General features: G+C 56.0%; 22 protein-coding genes. 11 read left to right on the top strand and 11 right to left on the bottom strand.

Annotated elements, in window-relative coordinates:
* The first annotated feature begins 53 nt into the window (after positions 1-53).
* The 6 genes from ALTER154_RS20675 (at position 54) to ALTER154_RS20700 (ending at position 7,729) form a co-directional block, all read left to right on the top strand.
* Positions 54-1,298: an NAD(P)/FAD-dependent oxidoreductase gene (locus tag ALTER154_RS20675; protein ID WP_160089901.1), complete on the top strand. Its 1,245-nt coding sequence runs from the start codon at positions 54-56 to the stop codon at positions 1,296-1,298.
* 46 nt (positions 1,299-1,344) lie between these two features.
* Positions 1,345-2,001, top strand: a complete 657-nt coding sequence (locus ALTER154_RS20680) for a TetR/AcrR family transcriptional regulator (RefSeq protein ID WP_160089902.1) — start codon at positions 1,345-1,347, stop codon at positions 1,999-2,001.
* 83 nt (positions 2,002-2,084) lie between these two features.
* The gene (locus tag ALTER154_RS20685; protein WP_160089903.1) at positions 2,085-2,870 is read left to right on the top strand and encodes an enoyl-CoA hydratase/isomerase family protein; all 786 of its coding nucleotides are present in this window, start codon (positions 2,085-2,087) and stop codon (positions 2,868-2,870) included.
* Positions 2,871-2,921: 51 nt separating this feature from the next.
* Positions 2,922-3,896 carry a lipoyl synthase gene (gene lipA, locus ALTER154_RS20690; protein WP_160089904.1) on the top strand — a complete coding sequence of 325 codons (975 nt, stop codon included), beginning with the start codon at positions 2,922-2,924 and terminating at the stop codon, positions 3,894-3,896.
* Between the two features lie 173 nt (positions 3,897-4,069).
* Positions 4,070-5,146 carry a YCF48-related protein gene (locus ALTER154_RS20695; protein WP_160089905.1) on the top strand — a complete coding sequence of 359 codons (1,077 nt, stop codon included), beginning with the start codon at positions 4,070-4,072 and terminating at the stop codon, positions 5,144-5,146.
* A gap of 99 nt (positions 5,147-5,245) precedes the next feature.
* Positions 5,246-7,729: an MMPL family transporter gene (locus ALTER154_RS20700; protein ID WP_160090235.1), complete on the top strand. Its 2,484-nt coding sequence runs from the start codon at positions 5,246-5,248 to the stop codon at positions 7,727-7,729.
* A gap of 629 nt (positions 7,730-8,358) precedes the next feature.
* Here ALTER154_RS20700 and ALTER154_RS20705 read toward each other — a convergent pair.
* The 11 genes from ALTER154_RS20705 to ALTER154_RS20755 form a co-directional block, all read right to left on the bottom strand.
* Complete coding sequence (locus ALTER154_RS20705; protein WP_160089906.1) at positions 8,359-9,336, bottom strand: alpha/beta hydrolase; 978 nt, start codon at positions 9,334-9,336, stop codon at positions 8,359-8,361.
* 40 nt (positions 9,337-9,376) lie between these two features.
* The gene (locus ALTER154_RS20710; protein ID WP_160089907.1) at positions 9,377-10,072 is read right to left on the bottom strand and encodes a nitroreductase; all 696 of its coding nucleotides are present in this window, start codon (positions 10,070-10,072) and stop codon (positions 9,377-9,379) included.
* Positions 10,073-10,085: 13 nt separating this feature from the next.
* On the bottom strand, positions 10,086-11,693 hold the full coding sequence (locus ALTER154_RS20715) for an NAD(P)/FAD-dependent oxidoreductase (protein WP_160089908.1): 1,608 nt from the start codon (positions 11,691-11,693) through the stop codon (positions 10,086-10,088).
* A 97-nt stretch (positions 11,694-11,790) separates the two neighbouring features.
* Positions 11,791-12,759, bottom strand: coding sequence for a transketolase family protein (locus tag ALTER154_RS20720; RefSeq protein ID WP_160089909.1), 969 nt, complete (start codon positions 12,757-12,759; stop codon positions 11,791-11,793).
* Positions 12,756-13,619, bottom strand: coding sequence for a transketolase (locus tag ALTER154_RS20725; protein ID WP_256665674.1), 864 nt, complete (start codon positions 13,617-13,619; stop codon positions 12,756-12,758). The genes ALTER154_RS20720 and ALTER154_RS20725 overlap by 4 nt, the downstream gene beginning before the upstream one ends.
* Positions 13,620-13,655: 36 nt before the next feature.
* Positions 13,656-14,669 carry a zinc-binding dehydrogenase gene (locus ALTER154_RS20730; protein ID WP_160089913.1) on the bottom strand — a complete coding sequence of 338 codons (1,014 nt, stop codon included), beginning with the start codon at positions 14,667-14,669 and terminating at the stop codon, positions 13,656-13,658.
* Positions 14,670-14,718: 49 nt separating this feature from the next.
* Positions 14,719-15,486: an SDR family NAD(P)-dependent oxidoreductase gene (locus tag ALTER154_RS20735; protein WP_160089915.1), complete on the bottom strand. Its 768-nt coding sequence runs from the start codon at positions 15,484-15,486 to the stop codon at positions 14,719-14,721.
* A 108-nt stretch (positions 15,487-15,594) separates the two neighbouring features.
* The gene (locus ALTER154_RS20740) at positions 15,595-16,383 is read right to left on the bottom strand and encodes an SDR family NAD(P)-dependent oxidoreductase (RefSeq protein ID WP_160089917.1); all 789 of its coding nucleotides are present in this window, start codon (positions 16,381-16,383) and stop codon (positions 15,595-15,597) included.
* Between the two features lie 37 nt (positions 16,384-16,420).
* Positions 16,421-17,395, bottom strand: a complete 975-nt coding sequence (locus ALTER154_RS20745; RefSeq protein ID WP_160089919.1) for a transketolase family protein — start codon at positions 17,393-17,395, stop codon at positions 16,421-16,423.
* Positions 17,392-18,222, bottom strand: a complete 831-nt coding sequence (locus ALTER154_RS20750; RefSeq protein WP_160089921.1) for a transketolase — start codon at positions 18,220-18,222, stop codon at positions 17,392-17,394. The genes ALTER154_RS20745 and ALTER154_RS20750 overlap by 4 nt, the downstream gene beginning before the upstream one ends.
* A 27-nt stretch (positions 18,223-18,249) precedes the next feature.
* On the bottom strand, positions 18,250-18,699 hold the full coding sequence (locus ALTER154_RS20755; protein ID WP_160089923.1) for a nuclear transport factor 2 family protein: 450 nt from the start codon (positions 18,697-18,699) through the stop codon (positions 18,250-18,252).
* Positions 18,700-18,919: 220 nt separating this feature from the next.
* Between ALTER154_RS20755 and ALTER154_RS20760 the strand changes: the two genes are divergently transcribed.
* The 5 genes from ALTER154_RS20760 to ALTER154_RS20790 form a co-directional block, all read left to right on the top strand.
* The gene (locus ALTER154_RS20760) at positions 18,920-19,957 is read left to right on the top strand and encodes an AraC family transcriptional regulator (protein ID WP_160089925.1); all 1,038 of its coding nucleotides are present in this window, start codon (positions 18,920-18,922) and stop codon (positions 19,955-19,957) included.
* 479 nt (positions 19,958-20,436) lie between these two features.
* A complete protein-coding gene (gene tnpB / locus ALTER154_RS21090) occupies positions 20,437-21,129 on the top strand; it encodes an IS66 family insertion sequence element accessory protein TnpB (protein WP_256665675.1) in 693 nt (230 codons plus the stop codon).
* A 285-nt stretch (positions 21,130-21,414) separates the two neighbouring features.
* Positions 21,415-22,344, top strand: coding sequence for a helix-turn-helix domain-containing protein (locus ALTER154_RS20780; protein ID WP_160089929.1), 930 nt, complete (start codon positions 21,415-21,417; stop codon positions 22,342-22,344).
* 248 nt (positions 22,345-22,592) lie between these two features.
* Entirely contained in the window at positions 22,593-22,964 is a 372-nt protein-coding gene (locus ALTER154_RS20785; RefSeq protein WP_160089931.1) for an EamA family transporter, read from the top strand.
* 51 nt (positions 22,965-23,015) lie between these two features.
* On the top strand, positions 23,016-23,328 hold a 313-nt coding region (locus ALTER154_RS20790), incomplete at its 3' end, for an arginase family protein (protein ID WP_178126352.1).

Below are 23,328 nucleotides of genomic sequence, written 5' to 3' on the forward strand. Positions count from 1 at the left end.
CAGCGGATGCACCGCAAGCTATCCGCAAGTAGTTAAGACTGGGTGGACGCAACATGAGTGAAGAAGCAGGTATCGTTATCCTCGGCGCAGGTCAGGCCGGTGGAGAAGTGGCGAGTGAACTGCGCAAGCTTGGGTATACCGGCCGCGTAACAATGATCGGCGACGAACCTCATCTACCCTATCGTCGCCCGCCACTGTCCAAAGCCTATTTCGCCGGTACGGTCAGCGCCGAGGAACTCTACGTGATTCCAGCGACCAGCCTGGTGAAGGCTGGTATCGAATTCATCGGAGGGGTTCGCGTCACCCATATCGACCGCGAACACAAGCAGGTCAGCCTCGACGATGGTCGGTCAATTGCCTACCACAAACTGGTGATTGCCACAGGCGGCCGAGCGCGACCACTGACACTTGAGGGCGCGAACCGGCCGAACGTTTTCCTGCTGCGCACCATCGACGACATCGAGCGTATTCGAGCACTCGCCAAACCCGGCGCGCGCATGGTCATCATTGGCGGTGGCTTCATTGGCTTGGAAACAGCTGCAGTTGCGCTGAAACTTGGCCTACAGGTCACCGTACTAGAAGGTCTTCCACGTGTTTTGGCCCGCGTAACGATACCCGAAGTTTCCACATTTTTTGAGCGCGCACACCGTGATGCCGGCGTCGATCTACGCACCGGCGCACAAGTTGCAGCACTCGAAGGCGATGAACTGGTCACCCATGTACACCTCACAGACGGTAGCCGTATCGAGGCGGACATTGTGGTTGCCGGCATCGGCTTGATCGCCAACACCGAACTGGCAGAGTCTGCCGGGCTGGTGGTGGACAACGGCGTTCTGGTAGACGAGTACGCCTGCACCTCCGATCCGGACATCGTTGCCGCCGGCGACTGCACCAACCACCCAAGCGAATACTTGGGACGACGTATTCGCCTTGAATCCGTCCCAAATGCTATAGAGCAAGGCAAGGTCGCGGCCAACAGCCTTATGGGCAACAAGATCCCATACCGCTCAGTCCCCTGGTTCTGGTCCGATCAATATGACCTGAAGCTGCAGGTGGTGGGTATTTGCTCCGGGTTCGACGAGTTCGTCGTACGCGGAAACTTGAATGAGCCGTCCTGTCGCTCATTCGCGGTGTTCTACTTCAAAGACGGTCACCTGCTCTCCGTAGACGCGGTCAACCGCCCGCAGGAGTTTATGCTTTCCAAGAAACTGGTAGCAGAGCGCGCCAGGCTGAATCCTGCAGCCCTTGCTGACGACTCAGTCCCCTTCAAGACCCTTGTGACCACGGCGAAAGCCTGACCCGCCTCTGCGAGGCGATCCACACCGTTGCAATTGGGAGACGAGCATGCCTCACGCACTGGCCTTATCAAGTACGGAGGCCACCTCGCAATTGCCGCACTGCCGCAGCGACTCGCGCTATGACCGAGCCCGTAGCTGCTCGCTAGAGCTTTTCGCCAGCAAGGGCTTCAGTAACGTCACCATGCGTGACCTGGCAACCCGAATTGGAATTAGTCCGGGCTCGATCTACCACCACGTAGAAAGCAAGGAGCAGTTGCTATTCGAGCTTATTGAGTCGATTTACTTGGATCTCCTAGACCTTGTAAACCCATACGGCGTGCCGCAGGACTGCGCCAAAACTGGCGTAGCCCGGTTGATCGAGTTGCACCTCCAGCTACATGAGCACAAGAGCCTGTATTTCCACCTTGCAGAGCACGAATTTCACTGCCTTAGCGAATCGCATAAGGCAGAAGTTCTTCTTCTCCGCAAGCAATACGAGGAGCACTTAACCACGCTGCTTGGTCGCTGGTACTGCATGAGAGATACGGCAATGAACTCTGTTATTTCACCGCTATTGGTCGCCATGTTGAACAACCTGCCCGCCTGGCTTAATCCGAGTGCATTGCCATCCGCCAAGCGCAATGCACTGCTGGTCGACATCACACTGGGGGCGCTCACCGGAGCTCTTCACTCCAAGGCCTTATCGACTGAGCCTCAAGAGTAGCATCGCTGATCTTGCCGACGAGCTAAATCGTCGAAACCCGCGTGATATGCCTTCGATCTAAACACCTAAATAGGACAAAAATCATGGGTGCCGAAACCCCAAGCGTTATTCTCGAAATCGACGGCAACATCGCTCGCGTGTCGCTGAACCAACCTGAGTCACTCAACGCATTGACCGTTGAACTGGCACAAGGTTTTCTTCAGGCCATGCTGAAAATCAAAGACAATGACAACGTGCGTGTTGTCGTTATCAAAGGTCAAGGCCGAGCATTCTGCGCTGGCGGCGACCTGAGTTTTCTGGCTGGCGCCACGCAAGAAAAAGCCAGGCGACTGATTGACCCACTGCATGAGGCGATTGAAATCATGACTCAGCTACCTGTGCCCGTGGTTGCCTGCCTGCATGGCGTGGTAGCCGGCGCTGGGGTGAGCCTCGCATTGGCCTGTGACATCGTACTCGCGGCTGAAGGGACCCGCTTCAATCTGGCTTACACCGGAATCGGCACCAGCCCGGATGCCTCAGCGTCCTGGCACCTGCCACGCCTGGTTGGCCTAAGTAAAAGTCTAGAGCTACTGCTGCTCAGCGAACCATTCGACGCCAACGAAGCCCTACAACTGCGCCTGATCAATCGCGTACTCCCCGTCGATCAGCTTGGCAAAGCCAGCGAAGAACTGCTAATGAAACTGGCCAAGGCACCTACCTTTGCCTTAGGTCAGACCAAGCGCTTAGTGCGCGGATCCATGCAGTCCACACTAAAAGAGCAATTGGATGCTGAACGCGACAGTTTCTGTGCCTGTGTGCAAACCCAGGATTTCACCATTGGCGTCGAGGCGTTTCTGAACAAGCAGAAGCCTTCGTACACCGGCCGCTGATAGTGCCCTGCCATAGCGCCAGGGCAGCAACGAAATCATATAGGCCGATATATGATTACATCAGAACCTGCCGGCAAGCCAATCAAGGTGGAAACCGGTTTAAAGCTGCGCGGTACCGAGAAGATGGCACGCATTCCGGTGAAGATCATTCCCACCGATGAGCTGCCGATGAAGCCGGACTGGATTCGTGTACGTGTACCGGCGTCTCCCGAGATTGACCGGGTCAAGCAGCTGTTGCGTAAACACAAGCTGCACAGCGTCTGCGAAGAAGCTTCCTGCCCCAACCTCGGCGAGTGCTTCAGCGGTGGCACTGCAACCTTCATGATCATGGGCGACATCTGCACCCGTCGCTACCCGTTCTGCGATGTCGGCCACGGCCGACCGAAATCGCTCGACATGGACGAGCCGAAGAGTCTCGCTGTGGCCATCGCAGATCTGCGCCTGAAGTACGTGGTGATCACCTCGGTAGACCGCGACGACCTTCGCGACGGTGGTGCTCAGCACTTTGCCAACTGCCTGCGCGAAATCCGCAAGCTGTCGCCCAACGTACAACTGGAAACCCTAGTACCGGACTACCGCGGGCGCATGGATGTAGCCTTGGCTATCACCGAGCAGGAGCCGCCGGACGTGTTCAACCACAACCTGGAAACCGTGCCGCGCCTGTACAAGGCGGCGCGTCCAGGTTCGGACTTCGAGTGGTCGCTGGATCTACTGGAAAACTTCAAAAAGCGCGTGTCGAATGTGCCGACGAAATCCGGTCTGATGCTCGGCCTGGGTGAGACTGATGAGGAAGTGATCGAAGTCATGCATAGAATGCGTGAACACAATATCGACATGCTGACTCTCGGCCAGTACCTGCAGCCGTCGCGCAGCCACCTGCCGGTGCAGCGTTTTGTGCATCTGGATGTGTTTGCCTGGTTCGCTGAAGAAGGCAGAAAAATGGGTTTCAAGAACGTTGCCTCCGGCCCATTAGTGCGCTCGTCCTACCATGCTGAGCAGCAGGCACACGGGCATTTAGCGCTTTGACTGCTAAGCCTTGAACCGGAATAACTCAAGGACAGAGCGCCCCGCCCTGCCCTACCCGCAGCAAGGAATACTGGAGCAGTTCGTGAACCATTCCACCAGCAGCATTTACATTCCTGCACTTTTGGTAAATTATATAACCTAGTTATCCATGTTAGAAAACAAGAAGAATCACTATGATTTCAGCCCTGATAACTCGACCCGCTCTCTTAGCCGCTATTCTGATTGCAGCGCCCGTAAGTTCGGTATTGGCCGAATATAGCGACCCGCTCGACAGCCCCGCAGCAATCTCCACAATGGCTGCCAGCACTCAACTCCTGGGTATTACCAAGGCTGGTGAACGGCTAGTAGCCGTCGGCTGGCGTGGTCATATCCTCTACTCGGATAACAAGGGTAAGTCCTGGAAGCAAGCCAGTACTCCTGTCGATATCGACCTCACTGCAGTCAGCTTTCCAAGCCCGAAAAAAGGCTGGGCCGTAGGGCACGCTGGCGTGATACTGAATACCGTAGATGGCGGTGAAACTTGGAGCAAGCAGTCAGACGGCCGCACGGCTGGGCCCCTGATGCTCGACCACTACGAAACCGCGTTGAAGAACGGCGACGAGTCAGCACAAAAGTACATCGAGGATGTCAGGCTCAACACCGAGGACGGTCCTGAACAACCCTGGCTGGACGTGCTATTCGAAGACGAGCTGCACGGTTACGTTGTAGGCACCTTCAATCAGATCATGCACACCAGTGACGGTGGTAAGACATGGACCCCGCAGCTAGAGCTAATCGACAACCCTGAGTCCTTGCACCTTAACTCCATCACGCAATCTGGTGATGATGTTTACATTGCATCAGAGCGCGGCATGGTCTTTGTCAAGACGAAAGAAAGCACTCATTTCAGCGCTGTTTCCAGCGGATATGCCGGTAGCTTCTTTGGTGTCTTGGCTCACAATGATGTGGTGCTCGCCTATGGCCTAAGAGGCACTATCTACCGTAGTGACGACCGCGGTGCCAACTGGTCCAGTGTCGAGTCAGGTATCGACACCGCCATCACCGGTGGTGCAGTTCTCGACAACGGGCAAGTTCTCGTGGTCAGCCAAGGGGGCCAGTTACTAGGTGCACAAAATTCTGACAGCCCCTTCCAACAACTGAAGGTCGACCACATTGCTATGTTCACCGGCATTACTCCGGTTAATACAGATCAGGTCGTGATTATTGGAACGGCAGGGGCGAACCTGGAGTCAGTCAGCCGTATCCCCTGATCTGCTCAGACCTTACTGATACAAATCCAATTACACGATTGAGGTATTCCTGTGGCTACCGACGCTCATAGTAGTGCGTTACCGGTAATTCGCGACCCGATGGATTTCGACAAAAACTCGGGTAGTCGTTTAGAGCGCGTGGTTTTCAATCACCGCATCTGGGTCGTGATTGTCTGCGCCATTGCTACAATTTTGTTCGGCTACCGCGCAAGCCTTTTAACGGTCAACGCCAACTTTGACGAGATGATTCCGCAGAACCATCCCTTCATCAAAAATTACCTGGATAACAGGGACTCACTCAAAGGTCTGGGTAACTCGATCCGGGTGGTTGTGGAAACTCAAGATGGCGATATTTTCGACCCTGAGTACCTGGAGGTCGTCAAACGCGTCAATGACAAGATATTTCTAACGCCTGGCGTTGACCGAGCACTGATGCGATCAGTTTGGACACCTATAGTGCGCTGGACGGAGATCACCGAGGAGGGCTTCACAGGAGGCCCGGTGATGCCTTTCGATTACGATGGCAGCGCCGAGTCTATCAAGCAGTTCAAGCTCAACGCTATTCGCGCCAATCTGCGCGGTAACCTGATCGGCTCTGACTCCAAGTCCAGCATGATCATGGTTCCGCTTCTCGACCAGATTGCAGAGACCGGGGAAAACCTCGACTACAAGACGCTGTCGGACATCCTTGAACGTGAAATTCGGGAGCCCATCGAACACCCTCAACCAGGCTCGGATATTGCTCAGTTCAAAGGCAGCTACAAAATTCACATCATAGGTTTCGCCAAACTCACTGGCGACCTGATCGATGGGTTGTCGCAAGTTTTGATGTTCTTCGGCCTTTCGGCGCTTATCTCCGCTGTCTTTATTTACCTGTATACCCGTGATGTACGCAGTACGACCTTGCTGGTGGCGACGGCACTGAGCGGAGTGATCTGGCTGCTGGGACTTATGCAGTTGCTCGGCTACAACCTGAATCCTTACACCATCCTCGTGCCTTTCTTGGTCTTCGCCATTGGTATTTCCCATGGCGCACAAAAGATGAATGGCGTCATGCAGGACATTGGCCGTGGTACGCATAAGTATGTCGCGGCCCGCTACACATTCCGTAGACTGTTCATGGCAGGACTGACCGCGCTTATCACCAATGTTGTCGGGTTCGCCGTACTTATGATCATCGACATTCCGGTGATCCAAACCCTGGCGTTAACCACCAGCCTGGGCGTCCTGATCCTCATTTTCACCAAGCTGTTTTTTATTCCTGTCGCGCTTTCCTATATTGGGGTAAGCGAGAAGGCCGCCAAACGCAGTGTCATAGCCGCGGAGAAGGCCCACAAAAAACACTTGAATCTCTGGTCGCTGCTGGTGCGTTGCACAAAGCGGCGGTATGCCCTGCCTCTGGTAGTCGGATCTCTGGTTGTCGGTCTGGCGGCTGTCACAGTAAGCCTGAAACATCTCAAGATTGGCGATCTGGACAAAGGGGCACCCGAACTCCGCGCAGACTCGCGTTATAATCAAGATAGCGCTTATATCAACGATCACTTTGGTCTTTCCAGTGACCAGTTTGCCGTGATCGTGACATCCAACACCCTGAATGGTGTCTCCAGCTATTCCTCGTTGGTCGAACAAGACCGCTTATCGTGGCTCCTGAAGCAGCAACCTGAAGTGCTGGAAACCAGCTCCCTCCCGGATAACATTCGGCAAACTGCCTTTGGCCTGTTTGAAGGAAACCCTAAATGGCTCACCATCCCACGGAGTTCCAACTCTGTTGGCCAGGCTATCGCGCAGACCATCGTCAACACCCCTGGTGCTATTAATGCAAACGGCACTGTGACCCCAATGATCGCGTATCTCAAGGATCACAAAGCCGACACACTGAGCGCCGTGACTAAAACCGTAGAAACCTTTGCCGCTACCCATAACAGCAGCGACACCAAGTTTCTTCTAGCCGCTGGTTCAGCGGGTATCGAAGCGGCCACCAACATAGTCGTCAAGGAAGCCAACTATCGAATACTCGGGTTGCTATACGCTACAGTCATATTGCTGTGTTTTATCACGTTCAAAAGTTGGCGTGCGGTGGTAGTGGCCATGGTGCCGCTGCTAATCACCTCGTTCCTATGCGAAGCGCTGATGGTCTCTCTAGGAATTGGCATCAAGGTAGCAACCTTACCGGTCATCGCTCTGGGTGTCGGCGTGGGCGTGGACTACGCTCTTTACCTACTAAGCGTACAGCTTCGCGCACAGCGGCTCGGTGCGACGCTTGCGGAATCTTATGAGCTTGCTCTCGGGTTCACCGGCAAGGTAGTCGCCTTGATCGGCGTGACTATGGCTGCTGGTGTTGTGACCTGGGCTTGGTCACCTATCAAGTTCCAGGCTGATATGGGTATCTTGCTGACTTTCATGTTCCTCTGGAACATGATCGGCGCACTGGTTCTGATTCCGGCACTGTCACACTTCCTTCTTAAGGACCGCAAAAAAGCCGCCCAAGACGTGGATTTCGACCAAGTTTCACCTCACCCCGCTTTAGAGCACCACGACTCACAGCAACGCATTCATCAAAGTGCGAGCAAGGTAGTGGTCTAGGCCCTGAGCCTACCTAAGCAGCCAGAAAACAACTAAGGCGAGTGCAGCATGGCTGACTCGCCTTTTTCTAACTTACATACCAGTAATTGCCAAAACAGCAACAACTCGTTGATTACGCGCAAGGCGATTGCCTGCGTAGAGATCAGCTTTCGTTGCGCAGCCTGCACGCTGAGTGAGGGTAATCCATCTACCAGGACCCAAAACTTTCCAGGCAACAGTGCCCATATCAGCAGAAAAGAACTCCGCCGTACCACCGGTATCACTAATATTTTCGGCGACCAGACAACCGCGTTCCAAGTCGCAGCCGACGAGGGGCCGACGAGGGGCCGACGAGGGGCCGCAGGCATAAGTACTATGCGCGCGCCCAACGACCAATTTTTTCACTTCAGGCGCCAGTTTTGCGATTCACCATGACACCTCATGGCCCGTTACCATACCAAGCGGAAATTGCTTGCGCCAATGGATGTCGAAACCGCTTCCGCCTGCAGGATAGGCGTGTTCACATCGGCAAGGCAGAGTCACCCCTGTGCGGTCGTTACTGCTGCTTTCACGTATTGCTCCCGCACCGCGTGTTGGTATTCGTTGTCGTCGGTTTAAATCGCTGGGCACCCCAGCGATCATCAGTCACATTAGGCATTCAATTTTGGCGATGTTGCGGCGAGCAAGCGACATAAGCCTTCTTGCAGATTGCGCTCACTGTCGTTATCAATCCAAGAGCCGGGCACGATACCGAAGCCATGAATCGCACCGGGATAGACATGCAATTCAACGGAGACACCCGCACGCGTCAAACGCCGCGCGTACTCCATATCCTCTTCGAGGTAGAGATCCAACGCGCCAACGGCAATGAAGGTCGGTGGCAAACCGGCAAGGTTGTCCGCGCGGGCCGGTGCAGCGTGCGCGGAGGTGTCGCCTCCTGGCTCACGACCGAGTAGCGATGTCCATGCTGCGCGATTGAGCTGCCCCGTCCACAAAAACTCGCCGCAGTAAGGATGCGCATCGAGCTCGCTGCCGGTGCGATCATCAAGCGCCGGAAAAGTCAGCAGTTGAAACGCGACAGCTGGGCCGCCGTGGTCACGTGCTCGCAGGGCGAGTGCCGCCGCGAGCCCACCGCCGGCACTTTCGCCTTTCACGCCAATGCGGGCCCGATCCAGCCCCAGCAATTGCGCGTTGGCATGCAGCCATTCGAGCACGATGTAACCGTCGTCGAGTGCGCCGGGAAAGATTGTTTCTGGAGCCAGCCGATAATCGACAGAGTAAATGGCGATGCCGCAACTCGCCGCCAAACGGCGATGCTGCGCATCGTTCATTTCCGGTAGGCCGAGTACGAATCCACCACCGTGCATGTGCACAATCGCGGCGAGCGGAGAATGTGTTTCGCGCGGTCGGTAGCAGACGACGCGAATGCCGCCACCGCCATCCGGCCGTGGCACTTCTATCACCTCAACAGCGACCGTATCGTCTTGCGTCGCAGCAGGTGTGCCGAAACGTGCGGCAAGCATCGCGCGCATGGTCGGCAGTGCCTGCGCATCAAGCGTCACCGATGGAACGTCAGCGACGACGGAACGCAGTGCCGGATCGATCAAATGAGCGGAACGAGAAAGCATGTCGTCTTCCCTCCTGTTGCCAACCAATGGCCGCTGCGAATCACTCATGGAAAACCGCGAATTGGTCGACGGATGTGCGCTCCTGCACGAGGCGGGCGCCGCGCGCGTCCACATCTTCACGGCCGAAAGAAATGGTGAATAGAAGCTTGTGATTCGGGGAGGGATTCAAAACACGGCGTATCGGCGCGGCGTACATGCCGACCGATGTCTGCGGCACTCCCGCCAAGCCATGCGCTTCGAGCGCCAACATGAAGGTCTGGGCGAACATGCCGATATCTGCCGCCTCGCGTTCATTGCCGAAGTCGGGCATGTAAACAAACACAACGTGCGGCGCGCCGAAAAAGCGCAAATTATTGTCCCGCAGTTTGTTGCGGGCATCCTTATCTTCGCGCGCAATGCCGAAAGCATGTTGCTGATTGCCCAGATGCTCAACCATGCGGGTCTGGAGCGCCGCTGGATAAGCTTGCGCGTTGTACGGCACTTCCGGGGTAATACCCGAAGCCGCACTATCACGCGTCAGCTCCTCAGTAAGGCGGACGATGGTGTCACCGCTCGCCACATGCACCATCCACGGCTGCGTATTGCAATTGGACGGCGCCCAGCTTGCCAGCGCCAACAGTTCGCGGATCAGCTTCTGCGGCAGCGGATCAGGCAGAAAAGCGCGCACGGATTTGCGACCGTGAACGATAGCGCTGAAATACGGCCCTTTGTCACTAACGTGGTCTGCTGCACTCATCTTGCACCTCAGGTTATTCAACAGTTAAAGATTCGGCTTCGAGCATGAAACCTTCGTATTCGTGCAAGGCCACCGACTGGCAGCGAGCGTCGTAACCAAGCCAATCGAGATAGCCGAGATACCCGCGCGGCTTGCCTGGAATATTTGTCCCCGTCCACCACGACTCGCCTTTCGACATCAGACTGCGCTCGGCAATCTCGGTGGTCTGACGCACCCAGTCCGACTGAGCTTCGGGACTGGCCTCAATGGCGCGTGCGCCCTGCTTATCAATCCACGCGACGCAGTCAGCGATCCATTCGGCATTTACTTCACTGCCGGTTGCCATATTGATAAGCGTGCCAGGGCTCTGCGCACCACTGATCATGAACAGGTTAGGAAAACCGGAGATGGCCATGCCGAGGTACGTCCGTGGTCCATCGCGCCAGGCATCCTGCAAGGTCAGCCCCTGGCGTCCGCGAATATCGATGCGTAATAGCGTGCCCGTTACCGCGTCGAATCCAGTCGCCATGATCAGCATGTCGAGTGGATATTCGCGGCCCCCAACGACGACACCACTCGCGGTGAAATGCTCAAGCGGATCACGACGTAAATCGAGCAGGGTGACATTCGCACGGTTATACGTTTCGTAGTAATTCGTGCCCACGCACAGGCGGCGGCTGCCCCATTGATATTTTGGCGTTAGCGCTTGCGCGGTTTGCGGATCGTCGACGACCTGCGCAATTTTCCAGCGGAAATAATCACTCGCCTTGGCATTGGATTCCATGTTGCGCGTGAGGTCGTTGAAGCACACGCCGAAGTCGCCTCCGCCCGCCTCCCAGGCCGCTTCAAAGACGGCGTGGCGGGTTGTCTCGTCTACAGCCATCGCCGACTGTGCGCTAAATTTCATGCCAACGGCGTTGGGCTGCGCCCGCCAGTGTCGGCGCAGCTCCGGGTAGGTCGACTTGGCCTGCTGGTTTTCCGCCTCCGTCAACAGTCGATTTTGCGCAGGGACGACATAAGTCCCCGTGCGTTGCAGAACGGTGACGTGTGCAGCCTGCTCGGCGGCGCGGGGAATCAGCTGGACACCCGATGAGCCTGTGCCGATCACGCCTACCTGTTTGCCGGTCATATCTACACCAGAATGCGGCCACAATCCGGTGTGATAAATCTCGCCGCGAAACTTCTCAATACCTGAGAAGTCGGGTTTATTTGCAGTCGACAACGTCCCGGTCGCCATCACGCAGAAACGCGCCGTGATCGTTTCGCCACTTTCCGTGCGCAGATGCCAGCGCGCTGCGGGCTCATCGTAATACGCCGAGATGATGCGCGTGTTGAACCGGAAGGCCGGCCGCATGTTTTCCTGATCGACTACATATTCCAGGTAACTAAGAATTTCCGGCTGGGCAGAATATTTCTCGCTCCAGGTCCAGTTCGTTGCGACGGCAGGTGAAAAGCTGAACGAGTACTGCAGGCTATCGATATCGCAGCGCGCACCCGGATAACGATTCCAGAACCATGTGCCGCCTGGCCCGGAGCCTGCTTCAACCACTAGCACCCGATAACCACGAGCCCGAAAAGCCTGCAGAGCGGCTATACCACCAAAGCCTGCGCCGACGACAACAGCGTCGATCAAGTCGTCCATATTCGAAACCCTGTACCTAAGAATGACAAAAATCAGCTCGACTGACCGGAACTCGCTGCCGTGCCAGTCTTACGCCTGAGCGCTATTTGCAATGCACCTACAACAGCCCGCGCATCCGCTCGATTACACCCTCAATCGTCAGCCCATAATGTGAATACAGCTGAGCAGGTTTGCCCACCGCAAGGCGCGTGTCTGGTAAGCCATGTAATTGCAAACGGGTGGCGATGCCATTGCGCGCGATGACTTCTGCTACGGCCGATCCCAGCCCGCCGATAACGCCATGCTCTTCCACCGTCAAAATCGCGCGCGTAGTACGCGCGGCATCGACAATCGCAACTTCATCCAGCGGTTTCAAATAAAGCGCATCGAGCACGCGGATATTTATTCCCTCACGCGCCAGTGCATCGGCTGCGCCGGTCGCCAGTTGCACACCGAGGCCGGTGGCGATAATGGTCGCGTCGTCGCCTTCGCGCACGGTGATGAAATGACCATGCTTGACCACCGGTGGCTCCGCGTACACCGGATAGTGATTGCCTTCGGTCAGGCGAATAAACACCGGCCCCAGCAAATCAGCGGTCGTGCGCAGCAGGGCACGCGCGGCGTTGTCATCGCAGGGCGACACCACTGTTAAACCGGGAATCGCGCGGGTAATAGCAATGTCCTCAAGCGCATGGTGGCTGGTGCCGAAGAATCCCATTGCGAGGCCGGTCCACGCTGACAGAATGCGCACCGGCATTTCGGTGTACGCCATGTCGGTACGAATCTGCTCCGCACATTTCAACGCGCCGAATGCAGCCATTTGCAACACATAAGGTTTCATGCCGCCGGCAGCCAAGCCGGCAGCGATCGACATAGCATTGTTTTCGGCGATACCCGCTTCGATGAAACGGTGCGGATATTTTGTTACGAAGGCGCCAGTGATCGGACTGACACCGAGATCGGCGGCGACCACGACAATCGCCGGATCACTTTCGCCCATCGCGAGCAGTTCGAGCCCCACCGCACCGCCGTATTTACTTTCGACGGCGCCGGTGTTGAAGCTGAAGGGATCGGCCATATCACTCATAACAGTCGTACCTCAATTTCGTTGCGGGCAATCTGCAGATCCTTCGGCCCGAGATTTCCCAGATGCCAGTCGCGTGGCGCGGCTTCCATAAATGAAACGCCCTTACCCTTGAGGGTGCGCGCGACAATGCAGGTTGGGACGTGTGAATCCGGTGCAGGCAGGTCGGCGAATGCGCGCATCAATGCCGCCGTGTCATGTCCATCTACATCGACACAGTTCCAACCGAAACTGCGCAGGCGCTGATCCAGCGGTTCGATACTCATGACCTCTTCGGTGTGACCATCGCCGCACGAACCGTTGGCATCTACGATCGCGATCAGATTGCCGGCGCGATGCTGAGCCGCTGCCATGACCGCTTCCCACACCTGGCCTTCGTGCAGTTCGCCGTCGCCGGTCAATACAATTACGCGATGGTCTTCACCGCGCTGGCGCGCTGCCAGTGCCATGCCGAGCCCTACTGACAAATTGTGGCCGAGCGAACCCGAGCTGAAGTCGATGCCCGGCGCACGGTGCATGTCGGGATGATCGGTAAGGTGGCTGTCGAATGCACCGAAGGTATCGAGCCAGCTCGCGGGGAAAAACTCGAGCTCGGCGAGCAACGGCCACAATGCCACGCCAATGTGACCTTTACCGAGCAGGAATCGATCACGTTTTTCCCAATGCGGTTCGCCGGCTTTTAAACGCAGAACATGCTGGTACAACGTGACGAGTACCTCTGCTGCGGAAAAACTGCTGGAGTAATGCCCCAGCCCCGATGTTTGAATCAGGCGCAGTATTTCCAGACGCAACCATTCGGCTTTGCGCCGCAATGTTTCAGCATCGGTCTTGCGGTAGCGTTCGAGAATATTTTCAGGGTTCACAAGCGGCTCCATAGACACTCAAAAAATATACGCATGTCATTGCGCGCTATCGGGTTGCAGCAGCACTTTCATATGCGGGGTGTTTTTTTGCAGCAGCTCGGCGAAGGCGATGCCGGCTTGCTCCAGCGGAAAGATCGACAGTGGAATGGCATCAGCCGGCACCTTGCCGCTGGCGAGCCAGTCGATCGCCTGCTCGAATTCTTCGCGCAGATAAAAAATTGCTGAAATAATTTGTGCCTCTTTCAACATCAATTCACTTTGTGGCAGCGGCACCGCTTCCGCTGGATTGCTCATCAGCACAATGCGTCCGCCGGGGCCGAGCAATCCAATCGCGAGCGTCAGCGCCGTCGGATGACCGGCACACTCGAAAATGGCTTGCGGCGGCGCACCCAGTTTTTCCACCGCAGCGGTGGTTAATTGTTCGGTACCGATGGCGGGGATGCCGAGACGCTCCACCAGCGCACGCCGCTGCGGATTCACTTCGATCGCCAGCAAACGCTGGAAACCCTTTGCCCGCAGGGCAAGCAGCGTCATCAGCCCGATGGTGCCAGTGCCGATAACCGCGACCGGCTGCGTGCTATCCAGTGCAGCGACAGCGACACCATGGATGCCGACGGTGAGCGGCTCGACGATCGCCGCCGCGCGATCTGACAATTCGCCTGGGATCCGCACCAGCATCGATGCCAGCACGATGACGCTATCCGCATAACCGCCGCGATTGCGCGGCCCGCCGACACCGTAAACTCGCTTCGAGCAAATATTGGAGCGCCCTGCGTTGCACGCCACGCAGTCGCCGCAGGCCTGTGCGGGGAAAATACATACGCGCTGACCGACGCTCCAGCCGCTCACCGCGGCCCCCGTTTCACTGACGACACCGACCACTTCGTGGCCCATCACCGTGCCATCGGGAAAATGTCGATGCCAGTGCAGATCAGAGCCACAGATGCCGCAGTAGCTGACCCGCACGCGCACTTCATCCGCCCGTAACGCTACGACATCAAGATCAACGAGTTGCAAAGGCCCTGCGGCCGTCGTCACAGCTGCGCGCATTTTGTATTTCTCCCGTGCTGTTTCAGTGTGTGGCGATGTATGCGCGTGTTCACCGCGCGGTCATACCGCCGTCAATAAAAAATCCCCCCCCGGTGACAAAACTCGATTCGTCGCTGGCGAGATATAAAGCGGCGTAGGCAATGTCGTACGGCTGACCAAGGCGGCCAAGTGGGGTCTGACTCAACATCATCGCGTGAGTCTTTTCGTCGGCAACATATCCGGCGGTCATCGCCGTTTGCGTATAACCGGGATGAATGGCGTTGACGCGCACGCCGGCGGCGGCAAACTCAATCGCGGCACCTTTGGTCAACGCGCGCAAACCGCCTTTGGACGCGGTGTATCCGGAGGTGCCCGCGTTGCCGATAACCCCCGAAATTGACGCGACATTGACGATGGAACCGCGACCGTTGTCGCGCATGAGTGGAACCACGCGCTGCATGCCCAGGAATGGCCCGGAAAGATTTACGTCGAGCACATGCTGGAAACTCGTCAGTTCGACTTTTTCGAATGCAACGCCGCCACCGGTAATGCCTGCACAGTTGACTAGCACATCGATACGACCGAACTTAACCAACGCCTGCCGAATGACGATATCCCAGCTTTCCGCCTGCGTGACATCGTGCATCAGCGCCAACACTGACGGCTCTCCTGCCGCCCATAACTGCAATTGATCGGTGTTGATATCGGTTGCGATCACGCACGCGCTTTCACGGCAAAACAAGCGTGCGGTTGCAGCGCCAATGCCGCTATCGGCACCGGTCACAAGGACGACTTTGCCGGCGAGCCGATGAGCTGAATTCGTGGATGCGTTTGCCATAATTTTTACTCCCGCCAACAATGCGCAAGTGACCGAGCGTGCGGCACAACACGGAATGCCTTCGAAAAATCACGCGGCATTGTCACTAGCCATATTTCAGTCATTGGCTTAAACCCAATCCGGCCCAAATCCAGTAGGCCCTGGTGTGCCGGTGTAAGCGAGACGACCGCCGTCGACGACCAGCGTTGTCCCCGTCATGTAGGACGATTCATCCGAGGCAAGAAACAACGCAACATTGGCCACTTCCTGCGAGTTGCCGAAGCGCCCCATCGGAACTGAGTCGGCCATTGCTGCGATTCGCTCCGGCGCGTTTTTGCGCATCGATTCAAAAGGTGGCGTGAAAATAATGCCGGGGCAGATGGCATTGCAGCGGATGCCTTTGCGGGCGTAATCAATCGCGATGGAGCGTGTCATCGCAATCACGCCCGATTTCATAATGTTGTAAGCCCCGAGCCCGTAATCGGCAGCAAGTCCGGAAATCGAAGCGGTGTTGACGATCGTGCCGCCGCCGCGCGGCACCATGTGTTTCAGCGCATGTTTCGAGGCGTACCAGAACGAGCGCAAGCCGATATCGAACGATGCTTGAAATTGATCAGTCTCGACCTCGCCCAGCGGCCCCAATGCGGCATTGGTTGTGTTGTTGTGCAATACGTCGAGTTGGCTGAACTCGTCGATGGCAAACGCGATCATGTTTTCAATGTCCGTCAGCTCACCGACATTGGCCGTCAAGGCACACGCATTGCCGCCGCTGATGTTGATCTGCTCGGCAACACGTGCGGCGGCCTCGGCGTTGATATCGACAATTACGACCGAGGCGCCCTCACGCGCATACGTTGCGGCGGATGCGGCGCCGATACCCGAACCGCCACCAGTAACCAGTGCTACCTTGCCTGCCATTCGCATTACTTGATCTCCGAGAAAAACATGCGCTGATTTAGATACGGCACAACGACAATGCGCGCTTCACGATTTCGCCCGACGTCATGTTTAGTTGCCCAGCGACATACTCACGCGAGCCGAACATCGGAAACACATCCTGCACACCGACGGCTTCAACGCGCACCGCCAAGCCTTCGCGCGCGAGCGTTTCCGCCACGGTCGAAAACAGCCCACCGATAACCGAATGATTTTCAGCCGTAATCAAACGCGGTACCCGCGCTGCCAGCTCAAGCACACTTCGCGTATCGAAAGGCTTCAAGCTCGATACTTTCAAAACGCTCGCTTGTATGCCCTGCTGCGCGAGCTGTTGCGCGGCCTGCAAGGCCTCCCCAACCATGAAACTGCTGGCAATAATGCCTACATCGCCACCGGCGCAAAGCAGTGTGTTTTTGCCGATTTGGAAGGCTTCGCGCTCACTGGTCACGGCCGCGCTTTGCGCATTAAAAAAGGGCTGACGCAGATAGACCGGGCCATCGTATGCAAGCGCCGCGGCTGTCGCCTCTTTCAGATCACGCATGTCGCAGGGATCGATCACCACCATGTTGGGCACAGCGCGCATCATTGCCAGATCGTCAATACTGGTATGCGACGGACCGAAAGTCGGCATCACGCCCGGTACAGCACCAATGAGTTTTACGTTGGCGCGCGGTAGGGCCACTTGCATGATGGTGAAATCCTGCGCGCGCCGTGTCATGAACGCGGCAAATGTGGTTGCCACTGGCACCAGACCTGATCGCGCCATGCCGGCCGCCACCATCACCAAATTCTGCTCGGCCATTCCTACGTTGAGAAAACGCGTCGGATAGGTTTCGGCAAACGCCTGCAGGTCAGTGTATTTGGCCAGGTCGGCCGTGAGTGCGACGACTTCAGGACGCTGTTGAGCGGCCTGCAGCAAGACCCTGCCGAATGTTCCTGGCTCTGCGCGCATGCCCATCTGAGCCGCTGCGCCAGTAATCGATTCTCTGCTCATATAAACGCCTCAACTTCGGCTGCCACACGCTGCCACTGCTCATCATTGATACGCACGAAATGGGCTTTCTCAGACTCCATAATCGACGGCGCGCCATAGCCAAGTCGTGTATGCGCGATGATTACCTTTGGTCGCGACGGTTCGTTCGTTGCATCTTCACGGACTCGTGCAAATACATCGACGAGCTCCGCCATGTCGTTACCGTTCACTTCAGCGACCCACCAACCAAAGGCACGGAATTTTTCAGCTAGCGGTTCGATTTCCAACACCAGCGGGCCGTCGGCCTGCGTACGGTTCACATCGACAATATTGATCAAGTTGCCAAGGTTCTGCGCACCGGCAAGCATCGCGGCTTCCCAGGTCGAACCTTCCTGCACCTCGCCATCGGACATGTAGTTGAAGACGCGAGCTGGATTTCGATTGAACCGCAGCCCCCAGGCAAGGCCTGCAGCCACTCCCAACCCCTGTCCCAACGAACCACCGGCGAATTCAACGCCGGGAACATGGCCGGGCTCAGCACCGAGCGTCAGCGCGCTGCCGTCCTGTCCGTAGCTGGCAAAATCGGCATGTGCGACCAAACCGGCCTCGGCGAAAGCGGCATACAGCGCAATTGCATAGTGGCCCGTAGAAAGCAGAAAGCGATCGCGGCGCGGATCATCTTTCAACGTCTTGCTCCAATGCATTTCGTGAAAGAACAACGCAGTAAACAAATCCGCACTCTGCAGCCCTTGGCCCACATAACCCTGCCCGGCACCAATGGCCTGAGCAAGCACATGACGCCGCAGTTGCTTTGCAATCACGTTGAGACGTTCTATGTCTTGGCTCATTTAGAATTCTTCAATGATTAGTCGGATCTAAAGCTGATCGATCGGGATGATCTGGTCGCGCCATCCCTTACGTACATGTTCGAGCCACCACGCGGGTGCGTTATTGAAGATATTTGCGCAGTGCGAGTAGTCGTGCCAGCGAGCAATTTTGCCGTCACGAATTTCCATTACCGACACGAAGGCGTGCTCAAAACGTTCACCGGTTTTGAAACCCCAGACCTCGACATGCTCGGTCATCACGATGTTGCCCTGAGCAATAATGTGCCGACACTGATGTTCGTAACTCGATGTTGGATCGATGCCCATACGTAGCCGTGCAATGATTTCCGCAGGTCCATTCGCCCCGACTGGATCAACACCGACATCGGTGTAATTGGCGTCGTCGGTGTAAAACAACGCAACTTTTTTCCAGTCCTTGCGAAAGTAGTGATCCCAATATTTTTCGACTATCTGGCGATTGATATCTGTTGTGCTCATTACGTATGGGCTCTTCATGTAGTGGATATGAGGTGAAGTTTTTCCACCGATGGGTGAGTTGCGCTTTCAGTTGCGTAAAAGGCATTGCAGGGGCGTGCGAGCACGCACCATGGGGCCTCCAGAACACCCGCGATCCTTGTGGCCAAGCGAAATGACAAACAGGAGCTTCAAATAACACCTCTTGAATTAATCTTCATGGATGCTGCTCCTGAGCGCACAGATGGGCAAATCAATTACGGGCGCTCTGGACGATGTGCAAAAACTTAAGGATGATCTGCAAAGTCATACTCTGGAGTACGCCATGACCGCCACGCTCACTGATCTGCTTCTATCTGTCCGCATGGAGCGCGCCGGGATGGCGCTGGTGGAAATTGCAGATAGCGCTCATATCCGCATCGAGTCGGTCGATCGTGTGATCGCCTATTTCGTGCTCGAAGGTAATCTTCACGTTGTGGATCCAAATGGAAACAAACACCAAGCCGGGGCGCACGACTTCATCCTGTTTCCGCACGGAGCACGCCACAAACTGCTCGGATCACGTGCAGTCATTAGGAGCTCGCTATTTGGCGGCTTTCGAAAATTGACAAGCTCGGATCAACCGGCGCGAATCCGCCTCGGCCGCAGCGAGCCGACATCCGCATTAGTGCTGTGCTCGGTATTTGGACTGGAGCGCCCCGAACGCACGAGGCTCAGCGCACGCTTGCCACCGTTCATGTTGATGCACGATAAAACCCTGCAACTCACATCAGATAGACGCTTGCTACAGGGCCTTTGCGAAGGTGCCGGTAGCGGCGCATTCACCGCGACGATGATCTACTTACTGTTCCTCAATGCCACGCGGAGCGTATTTAACGCCGCAGGCAATGCTCGAGCCATCGCGCACGCGAGTGATATCGCCACGCTGAGTGTGCCAACAATCGCCGCGTCACTTGGACTGTTGGACCGACAGCTCGAAAAAAACTGGACTGTTGCCGAGCTCGCCGTGGACGTCGGCATGTCGCGCTCAACCTTCGCGGCCGCATTCACCCAAGCAATTGGACAACCACCGCTGACCTATCTGGCTAATTTGCGCATGTTGGAGGCTGATAAACTGCTACAGCGCGAAGACGATCTAGCGATCGGCACCATTGCGGCGCAGGTCGGATACCAATCTCAGGCGGCATTTACGCGCGCTTATCGGCGCCACTTTGGCATCGCTCCCAGCGAGCGGCGCAAAGGCAGCTCCAGCGGTGAGCCAGACACCGCTAACAATCAATAAATTCGATGCGGGTGAGCCGCACTTTCGTTATTTTTGTCCGTTCGCTCGTATGCGTCCTGCCAAGTCATCTACCCAGCCCTTCAAGGCCAAGACATGGTGTGCACTTAAATTTAAGTGGACACCAGCTCTAGCTTTTTAAGCGGGTATTTCATGCAGCCAACACGCCATTCCTATTCCAAGTCCTTCAAAGCCCAAGCCATTCAAGAGTGTGGCCAGCCGGGCGCTTCGATTGCCAGCATCGCACTCGGCCATAACCTCAACGCGAACCTCGCCCACAAATTGATTCGGCTGCAAGCGCAGAAAAGCACAGCGCTACAATCTGCATTTATTCCGTTACACGTGCCGTTGGCCTGGGCAAAGTCCCACTCATCATCATCGAATATCTGCGTCGAAATACAGCACCCGCGCGGCACCGTCTAAGTGAACTGGCCCACTGAAAATGCTGCTGCCTGCGTGACCTTTCTTCGAGACCTTTTGCGATGATTCGCATCGACTCCATCTGGCTCGCCACCGAGCCGATGGACATGCGCGCAGGCACCGAAACTGCGTTAGCCAGGGTCATAGCGGTGTTCGGTGCGGCGCAGCCGCACTGTGCTTACCTGTTCGCCAACCGCCGCGCCAATCGCATGAAAGTGCTGGTGCATGACGGCTTCGGAGTATGGCTGGCGGCGCGCCGGTTGAACAAGGGCAAATTTCACTGGCCTGGCATTCGCCATGGTACTGAGGTGGAACTGGATACCGAGCAATGTTGCGACCGATATCTCGCCCAACCAGGCAACGTGGTACTCCTTTTTCACCCAAGCCCGATATCGGTCTGTGAGCGGCCATCAGTCGTAAGCGTCCGGGGCGATTCACTGGCTACCTTCATGGAAAAGGAAACTAGCTTCGGCGAAATGAGCGTGACGCTACTTCTGTGTCTGTACGGCATCGCTGACATCGCGAGCAATCTCATTTTATCCAAACGTGTGAAGGAGGATCTTGATGACGATGGCAGCCGGCATGTGCGCTATGTCACTGTTTGGCAGCCTCACCTGGGCGGTTCCAATCCCCATCATCATTGTCGCCAGCAGCCACGCGGGCGTCAGTCTTCTCATTGGCATCGACGTGCTACGAAGGGCTGGAGACGCAGGTCAGTTGATCAACGCCATAAACGTGTCGATGATAAATCTTGATATCGGCATAGGTGATCACAGGATTGCTTACAGATAGAGTCGGCGTTGGTGCCGCAGGATGCGGTCGGTGCATGCTTCATTCTTCTGGCACTTTATGTGCGCTGGGGGATTGAGCGCTCACAACAAACGCACCATGGCTGACCCGCAAAATGCATTCAGCCGCGTTTATGCCCTTTCACTGAAGCCAGCTGATCTTCGCATCCGACCACGTGTATGGCATTCGCCGAGTAGCTGCTGGTAATGTGAGGTATCTAAATCGTCAGGCTTGGCTACGGCAGGTAAGAAATGGCTATCGTTTATCCGACATGCTCCCTGCTGCCCAAAGAACGCTTCGATTACTGGCAGGATGTTGTGTGTTCAACGTATGCCCCGACAATTAACCGCAAGCTTACGGATGAGCCGTTCGATGGGTCTCTAGAGGTCAAAGTCAAAGGTGGGGTGACGTTCAGCAGAATCCAGTCACACCCCATCGAGTATGAGCGAGGCCAGAAAGATGACAATAGTGATCACTATTTCATCGCGCTTTCACTATGCCCCGTCGCTTATGTAAGTCAATCCGGCAGGGTCTCGCAGCAGCGGCCCGGGGATATCGTACTGTTTGATAGCGCCCGCCCCTACACTTGCACTCTGCCCACTGGCGACGATCAGATTGTGCTTGCGGTGCCTCGCACGCTTCTCCAGAACCGTATCCCATACGTTGAGCGATTCTTGAGCCGCACATTAGACAACCAGTCCCCACTGGGTAGACTCGCTAAATCCATGTTGATGGAGATCTGGGGCGCGCAAGTGCAGTCAGACTCCCAAAACGAGCGCGTGAACACTGCTCTGCTTGATGTGCTATCAACAGCGTTTGAGGCGGCTTATGGCTCTGCAGTAGAGGAGCAATCTTGCCATAGCAATCGACAGCTAATGAGGGTCAAGGAATTCCTCCTTGCCAACCTCAGCCAACCCAACCTTACAGCTGAAACCATTTCTCAAGCTGTTCATATATCTCCACGAACGCTAAACCGCTTGTTTGCACCTAAGGGCACAACGATCAACCGCTGGTTATGGCTCCAGCGATTGTCCGCATGTCATGACGCGTTACTGAACGGTCAATTCAGCCAGGTAAGTGAGGTAGCGTTGAGCTTCGGCTTCACCAACCTTTCTCATTTCAGCCGAGCTTTCAAACAAGCCTACGGCATAACCCCCCAGCAACTGATGCGTCAGAGCTAATTCACTTGGCAATCTGAGCACAGCATGTGTCACTCACAGCAAAGCCCCCCCTCCTCTCAAGCCTTAAAGTGAGGCTGCACCGCATAGCCCTGCTCATCCATAAAAGCGTCGGCTGAACGCCGAACAATTGCTATCGGGATCACTTTGTAGCTGCCATAACTGAAAATCGAGGTCTGTTATGAGCCGAGGCTACTTTTACGTTTTGCTGTACTACACCCTGGTCGGGATCAGCTATCCCATAGCCAAGGATGCTATGGAGCACCGTATTCCTGCTATGCCTCACCGGAACCGTATTCACAACGCCTATGGCCATCGTGCAGGGATTCTCCTTCGACTGGTTACAGCTGACAGCAGCCAATGGCTGGGTCATGGCTTATTACGGAGCTTTAGTCTGGGCCGTGCCCTACGTTCTCATTTTCAAAGGCGTAACGCGTATACCCGCCAGTGCGACAGGAATGGCAGTTGCCATTATTCCCTTGGCGGCATCGTTCTTCTCAATTCTGTTTTTTGGAGAGCATCTTCAGGTAACTGATGGCTTTGCGTTGGTACTCGTCATCCTCTCAATCGTCGCTGCCGAGGCTTCCGAATCGACCAAACCAAAATTAGTTTCTCCCGCCTGATGGGCGCTGAAAAATCCTTACTCCAACTTCTGCCCACAAGGTGGTAACTCAATGGCTAGCAATTCCAATAAAACCCTTCGTTTGCTTTTTCCTCAATGGCAAGGCGGCAACAATGCCCCGTATTTCTTCGGCGCCCAACTACTGTCTTGGCTCGCTCCAGAGACAAATGGCCCGGTTGAGGAAGTACATGTAGCGAAACCTGATGGGCAACCGCTGCAGGTTGAAAACGGCATCGTGGCTCGCAGTGCATTACTAGAGCAGCTAGCACATGCGCAGCACCTTATCCAAAAGCATCAGCCTGACCGGATGGTGATCCTAGGGGGAGACTGTTTGGTCGACTTGGCACCTTTCGCTTACCTCAACG

The organism is Pseudomonas sp. 9AZ, from assembly GCF_902506525.1.
GTDB lineage: Bacteria > Pseudomonadota > Gammaproteobacteria > Pseudomonadales > Pseudomonadaceae > Aquipseudomonas > Aquipseudomonas peli.

Coding starts and splice junctions, on each gene's coding strand:
- ALTER154_RS20695 (WP_160089905.1), top strand. CDS start 4,070: ATGATTTCAGCCCTGATAACTCGACCCGCTCTCTTAGCCGCTATTCTG.
- ALTER154_RS20720 (WP_160089909.1), bottom strand. CDS start 12,759: ATGAGTGATATGGCCGATCCCTTCAGCTTCAACACCGGCGCCGTCGAA.
- ALTER154_RS20730 (WP_160089913.1), bottom strand. CDS start 14,669: ATGCGCGCAGCTGTGACGACGGCCGCAGGGCCTTTGCAACTCGTTGAT.
- ALTER154_RS20680 (WP_160089902.1), top strand. CDS start 1,345: ATGCCTCACGCACTGGCCTTATCAAGTACGGAGGCCACCTCGCAATTG.
- ALTER154_RS20745 (WP_160089919.1), bottom strand. CDS start 17,395: ATGAGCAGAGAATCGATTACTGGCGCAGCGGCTCAGATGGGCATGCGC.
- ALTER154_RS20740 (WP_160089917.1), bottom strand. CDS start 16,383: ATGGCAGGCAAGGTAGCACTGGTTACTGGTGGCGGTTCGGGTATCGGC.
- ALTER154_RS20685 (WP_160089903.1), top strand. CDS start 2,085: ATGGGTGCCGAAACCCCAAGCGTTATTCTCGAAATCGACGGCAACATC.
- ALTER154_RS20710 (WP_160089907.1), bottom strand. CDS start 10,072: ATGAGTGCAGCAGACCACGTTAGTGACAAAGGGCCGTATTTCAGCGCT.
- lipA (WP_160089904.1), top strand. CDS start 2,922: ATGATTACATCAGAACCTGCCGGCAAGCCAATCAAGGTGGAAACCGGT.
- ALTER154_RS20700 (WP_160090235.1), top strand. CDS start 5,246: ATGGATTTCGACAAAAACTCGGGTAGTCGTTTAGAGCGCGTGGTTTTC.
- tnpB (WP_256665675.1), top strand. CDS start 20,437: ATGATTCGCATCGACTCCATCTGGCTCGCCACCGAGCCGATGGACATG.
- ALTER154_RS20755 (WP_160089923.1), bottom strand. CDS start 18,699: ATGAGCACAACAGATATCAATCGCCAGATAGTCGAAAAATATTGGGAT.
- ALTER154_RS20675 (WP_160089901.1), top strand. CDS start 54: ATGAGTGAAGAAGCAGGTATCGTTATCCTCGGCGCAGGTCAGGCCGGT.
- ALTER154_RS20780 (WP_160089929.1), top strand. CDS start 21,415: ATGGCTATCGTTTATCCGACATGCTCCCTGCTGCCCAAAGAACGCTTC.
- ALTER154_RS20715 (WP_160089908.1), bottom strand. CDS start 11,693: ATGGACGACTTGATCGACGCTGTTGTCGTCGGCGCAGGCTTTGGTGGT.
- ALTER154_RS20735 (WP_160089915.1), bottom strand. CDS start 15,486: ATGGCAAACGCATCCACGAATTCAGCTCATCGGCTCGCCGGCAAAGTC.
- ALTER154_RS20705 (WP_160089906.1), bottom strand. CDS start 9,336: ATGCTTTCTCGTTCCGCTCATTTGATCGATCCGGCACTGCGTTCCGTC.
- ALTER154_RS20785 (WP_160089931.1), top strand. CDS start 22,593: ATGCTATGGAGCACCGTATTCCTGCTATGCCTCACCGGAACCGTATTC.
- ALTER154_RS20750 (WP_160089921.1), bottom strand. CDS start 18,222: ATGAGCCAAGACATAGAACGTCTCAACGTGATTGCAAAGCAACTGCGG.
- ALTER154_RS20760 (WP_160089925.1), top strand. CDS start 18,920: ATGGGCAAATCAATTACGGGCGCTCTGGACGATGTGCAAAAACTTAAG.